The sequence below is a fragment of the Mesorhizobium sp. M1D.F.Ca.ET.231.01.1.1 genome, assembly GCF_003999155.2.
Taxonomy (GTDB): Bacteria; Pseudomonadota; Alphaproteobacteria; order Rhizobiales; family Rhizobiaceae; genus Mesorhizobium.
The window spans coordinates 1-4,959 of sequence record NZ_RZOZ02000029.1; the positions used below are offsets into that span (position 1 = coordinate 1).

Consider the following 4,959-nt stretch of genomic DNA (forward strand, 5'->3'; position numbering starts at 1 on the left):
GGCCCAACATGGCGCTGCACATGCCGCTGTTCCTGACCGACGAGGAGGGCCGTTTCGCGATCGGTTGCAGCGAGACGATCCTGGTGACCGATGGAGGGGCGGAGGTCCTGAGCAACGGCGATCGCGAACTTCGATTCCTCTGAGCTGAAAGCCATAATGGGTCGGCGATCGTCGCGTAGCAAAGAGACGCAACGCCCGCTCGGCAGCGTTGTTGGTCGGGCTGATCCGGCCGTCGGCGAACAAGGTCATAAACCTTCCCACCCTTCAGCACATACTCGATCGGCTCAGCAACCGGAGAGCTTCGGGACAGTCTTGCCCGCTCGCTCCGCATCCCCTAAGCGTCTCTGCCAACGGCCGGCTTTCCTGCTGGCGTCCTCGCAGGCGTTCGTCGGCGGCAAGACCTTTGATGTCGCGCTCGACATCAACAGCAGGTCCATTGGTTGACCGCCTCGAGCGCGATCCGCGAGATCGGTGCGGCATCCTTGCGCGCTTGGCATTGGTAGCGACGTCGGCAAGCACGAAGAACTTTCGGCGCGCATCCGCCCAGCACAGCGCCTGGGGTCAGCGGACCAGGATTGCGGCCCACTTTGAACAACGGCATCGGCCTGAACATTTAAGCACCACCCGTCAGTGAATGAACGCCTTTTGATCTCGCCGGCTTCGGCGGCGAACCTGAGGGCCTTTGGTACGAAAGCGAGGAGGCGCCGCCTTGTTCTGTAACGGGACCCTACTTGTAAGCTCCTTTGAGTGATAGCCCGGAACGGCAGCTGTTTGGCGCGAAGGCCGAACAGAGCAGCGCCAATGAGATCAGACCACAAGGACTGGCACGGCCGAATGCTCGACCGTAAGCTCGCCCGCGGGCCGACAAGCGCATTAGGAACCGCCTTGTCCCAGCGAAGCTGCGCTTTCCCAAAGCCTGCATCGAGGAGATCGGCTTACCGCCGCGTTGCCTGACCGGCGCAACCCCACGGCGTTCGCCCCAGGGCGAGGGGCTAAGGCGCCTCAGCCTGATCGTCACCGGCCGACCTCTTCGCTGCCAGATCGCCTCCGTCCTCTCGGCTTCGAAAGCCTCCTGCACCACAGTCTGCAATAGCCATAAGTCCTGGCGTTGATCTCCAGCGCCCGGCCGCAGGCGGCGTTGACGCGCTCGCGGCCGAAGCCCTTGACGAGCCGTATGACGCCAAGACAGGCGCGGAAGCCTTGTTCGGGATGCGGCCGATCCGCCAGTATCTTCTGGCACAGCAAGGCCGCATCGAGACCGATCGCGGAAGCTTCCCGGTTGATCCTCTCGATCGTCCACGGCGGTGCGATGAAGGCATGTGATCCGGCTGGCCACGGTCAAGACGCTCGCCAGCTTCGACTTCTCTTTCCAGCCCTCGCTCGACCGCGATCGAATCTTCACGCTGGCCCAACTCGGCTTCGTCGCCCGCTGCGAGGTCATCCACTTCCTCAGCCCGCCCGGCACAGGCAAGAGCCATCTGGCCATTGCGCTTGCAGTCGAGGCTGTGAAGGCTGGAAAGAGCGTCTATTTCTGCACGCTCGCCGAACTCATCGCCGCGCTGGCAAGGGCCGAACGCGAAGGCCGCCTGCAGGAACGCATCCGCTTCTTCTGCCGGCCTGCTCTGCTCGTTGTCGATGAGATCGGCTACTTGCCCGTCGTCCACGGTGGCGGCAATCTGTTCTTCCAACTCGTCAACGCCCGCTACGAGAAGGGCGCAATGATTCTCCCTCAAATCGCGGTTTCGCCGAATGGGGCGAGGTCTTCGGCGACCCTGTCGTCACAACCGCACTTCTCGATCGCCTGCTTCACCATGCGGTCGTCGTCCAGATCGACGGATCGAGTTATCGGCTCCGCCAGCACGCCGAGCTCATGCCCGAACACTTGCGATCAAAAGCCTCCATCACGCCGCCGACAATAAATCCACCATCGCGGCCGCGCGGCCGGCCACCGAAAAATGGACACCCCTCCGCGACAGCCTGAGCGGCGAAACTGGGGAATTTTACTTCGGCACTTTTGGGGAAAATTCGAGCGGCATTGACACCTTGTGATCTCGCTTGACCAGGACGAGTTTCCCTCCGGCACAGTTCTCAAGCTCTATCGCATGCGCTGGCGCATCGAGCTCGCCTTCAAGCGTCTGAAGAGCCTGATCGGACTGGCCACGCCTCCCGCCAAAGAGCCAAGGATCGCAAAGCCTTGGATTCTTGCCCACTTCCTCATCGCGCTTGTGACCGAAACCCTTTCGCAGGAGTTGGGTGTCTCTCCCCTTGAGCGACGGGCGCCCGCTGCTGTGGCGCGCCACCCGCCAGATCGTCGCCTCGCTGATCGCAGCGATCTTTGCTCAACCGCCCTTGGCAACCCTGCGCCAAAATCTCCATGCCTTGCGACATCGATGGCGTGAGCCACCTCGAAAGCGCAAATTTCAGTCCATGCCGAAGCTATCTTAGCGCATGCCTCCAAGGGGGCGGCATCATTTCGGATTCAGGGGGCGGTTAAATCTCGGAACGAGGGGGCGAGATCATTTCGGAATCGGAGGGCGACATCCCTCGGAATTTGCATCCCGTCCATCCGCAAAAGCATGGAGTGTTCCTCTTGTTCGCTAAATCTCGGCTTTTCTTCCAACCGTTTCTTCCTGTAATTCAGGAATTGTCTGCTATTAATTTGTCTCAGTCGCGGGGTGCACTCCAGAACTGTCCTCTCAGTTTTCTAGACCAGTCCCGTGTTCTTGTCGAACGCTCGAAGTCACTGGTTGACGCGATCAGAATCTCGCCTCCCTGCATACGCTCTCGAGCCTGAGGGCGACCCCAAAGAGCTGCGCATCGGAGCCGGGTGCACCAATAATCTGCACAGACACGGGCAGGCCGCCGCTCGGCGAGGCTACCGGGAGCACTATCACCGGCGCGCCTACCAGATTGAAGAAGGAAGTGAACATCGTCAGGGCACTGCCAAGTGGAATAGTCTGCCCGGCTATGTCCACGTCGATGGTCCCGACCTCCGGCGCTGTGATCGGACAGGTCGGCATCAACAGGAATTCGAACTTCTGCATGGCCTGCGCAAATGATCGCCTGTAGGTCGACAGCACGCGCTTACACTGGACGTAGCTTTCTGCGGACAGGAACTGACCCATCACAATGCCGCCGCGCATGTCGGCACCGAATCGATCTCGGGCGCTGGCAAGATTAGGGCCGTGATACGCAAGAGTTTCGGCGAGCTGGATTGTCAGCGAGACTGCACGGGCCTCGGACTGATCGGGGAGTGCGATCGTGCCGAATGTGGCGCCCCGCCGTCCGATGTGTGTCTTCGTGGCGAGGAACGCGTCGTGCACCGACGCGTCGCATTTGTTCTCGCAGCCGTTGACCAAGGCAACCCTCGGCGCCGCGCCGGGTGGCGTCGCCGACGGGAGCTTCGCGATTTGCCTGACGACAAGCTCCAGGTCCTCAACAGATGTCGCGAGTACGCCCGCATGGTCCAGCGACCAACAATAGGGGATGACGCCGTCGAGACTGATCAGGCCATAGCTCGGCTTGTACCCGGCGATGCCGCAGAGCGCGGCCGGGATACGAACCGAGCCGCCCGTATCGGTGCCAAGCGCGAACGGCACGATGCCCGCCGCCACGGCTGCCGCGGAGCCGCTGCTCGAGCCACCAGCGAGCCTTGTCTCATCATGCGGGTTGACGACTGTTCCGGCCCAGCGGTTCTCACCGGTCGCGCCAAATGCGAATTCGTGGAGATTGGTCTTGCCGATCAGGGCCGCCCCCGCTGCCTCAAGCATGCAAATGGCCGCCGCCGACCTCTCCGGCACATTGTTCTCTAACACCCTGCTGCCGCCGGTGGTCCTGATCCCGCGCGTTTCGAACATATCCTTGGCGGCATAAGGAATTCCATCAAGCGGTCCCAGAACGCGGCCGGCCTTCCGGCGTGTATCGGCCTTGGCCGCCTGGGCGAGTGCATGGTCGGCGGCAACCGTAATGAAGCTGCGCAGCGAGGGATTGGTCCGTTCGGCCGCAGCAATACAGTCGCTGATGATCTCGACCGCGGACCGGTTGCCGCCCTCGAGTGCGGCCGCAATAGTTTTGATTGACCTCCATTCAGTCATGGCCAGTGTCTGTTGCTTGCGCTAGGGCGTCCGGAGCAACTTGGCCCAGGTCTCTGGCGCCGATTCTGCGCAAATCCGATAGCAAACTCTCGAAGCTAGGAACTACCCCGAACCGGGGCGTCACCAACTTTTGAAGATCCTCTTCGGCCCATAGGTTGTCAAAAAAATCGACGTTAATGGCCTGCAATGTCTCCAGACGGAGCTTCACCATTGTTCCTCTTTCCCACAACGGCAAGGCCGCGCAGATTATCGTGAGTAGTCGAATCCGGTTTAGTGATGAAAATTCCCGTCTCCGAAGTTCCCCCTCAATAGTAATGTTTAGATCACGAGGGAAAATCATACTGGCCTCGGTGCCCGGCTCATCGCCCGGTTCAGTCGGCGGGCTCGAGGTCGCACTGACCATCGAGCGCCCGGTGAGTAGCCGGGAAAGCATCCGGCGCCCGTGTAGACCTCAGCCGCCGCCTTGGCTTCCCGCAAGTGACGCTCCTGCGAGGCGATGGGTTGCTGGCCCTGGGGTCGACCAACCCGCCCTACATCGTCACCGGGAGGAATAGTCACTTTCGTCGCTATGCGAGGAGCGTCGGCCCATTATGGCATCTAGCCAACGATTTCGAAGTACCTCGCGTGGGTGATATCGTGGATGCGATTGATCAAGCTCGAGTAGCTATGTCCAGCGGCAATCGCGGCTAGGACAAATTCGGAGTTCATACTCAGCCCCGGCATCGAGTTGATCTCCAAGACAAAGGGCTGACCGGAGCGGTCGATCCGGAGGTCGACGCGGGCGTAGTCCCGGCACTGGCAGGCACGGAAGGTCGCAACCGCAATGTCCTGCAGCAAAGTTGCAAGGCTGCTCTCGACTTGCGCC

Annotated in this window: 2 protein-coding genes and 5 pseudogenes; 3 read left to right on the forward strand and 4 right to left on the reverse strand. The window is 61.2% G+C overall.

Features of this window, described 5'->3' with window-relative positions; genetic code table 11:
• Positions 1-177 precede the first annotated feature (177 nt).
• Together EN874_RS34675 and EN874_RS31975 are read right to left on the reverse strand one after the other, a co-directional pair.
• Positions 178-598: pseudogene (locus EN874_RS34675) on the reverse strand (transposase); the annotation flags it as partial.
• A 494-nt stretch (positions 599-1,092) separates the two neighbouring features.
• A pseudogene (locus tag EN874_RS31975) lies at positions 1,093-1,328 on the reverse strand (IS21 family transposase); the annotation flags it as partial.
• Here EN874_RS31975 and EN874_RS34900 point away from each other — a divergent pair.
• The 3 genes and pseudogenes from EN874_RS34900 to EN874_RS31985 form a co-directional block, all read left to right on the forward strand.
• Positions 1,320-1,667: pseudogene (locus EN874_RS34900) on the forward strand (ATP-binding protein); the annotation flags it as partial. The pseudogenes EN874_RS31975 and EN874_RS34900 overlap by 9 nt on opposite strands.
• A 122-nt stretch (positions 1,668-1,789) precedes the next feature.
• Positions 1,790-1,981 (forward strand): annotated as a pseudogene (locus EN874_RS34905) (ATP-binding protein); the annotation flags it as partial.
• A gap of 64 nt (positions 1,982-2,045) precedes the next feature.
• Complete coding sequence (locus EN874_RS31985) at positions 2,046-2,399, forward strand: transposase (protein ID WP_126097345.1); 354 nt, start codon at positions 2,046-2,048, stop codon at positions 2,397-2,399.
• A 357-nt stretch (positions 2,400-2,756) separates the two neighbouring features.
• Here the strand turns inward: EN874_RS31985 and EN874_RS31990 are convergent, their stop codons facing one another.
• Together EN874_RS31990 and EN874_RS31995 are read right to left on the reverse strand one after the other, a co-directional pair.
• Positions 2,757-4,094 carry an amidase gene (locus EN874_RS31990; RefSeq protein ID WP_127428828.1) on the reverse strand — a complete coding sequence of 446 codons (1,338 nt, stop codon included), beginning with the start codon at positions 4,092-4,094 and terminating at the stop codon, positions 2,757-2,759.
• A gap of 597 nt (positions 4,095-4,691) precedes the next feature.
• Positions 4,692-4,959 (reverse strand): annotated as a pseudogene (locus EN874_RS31995) (hypothetical protein); the annotation flags it as partial.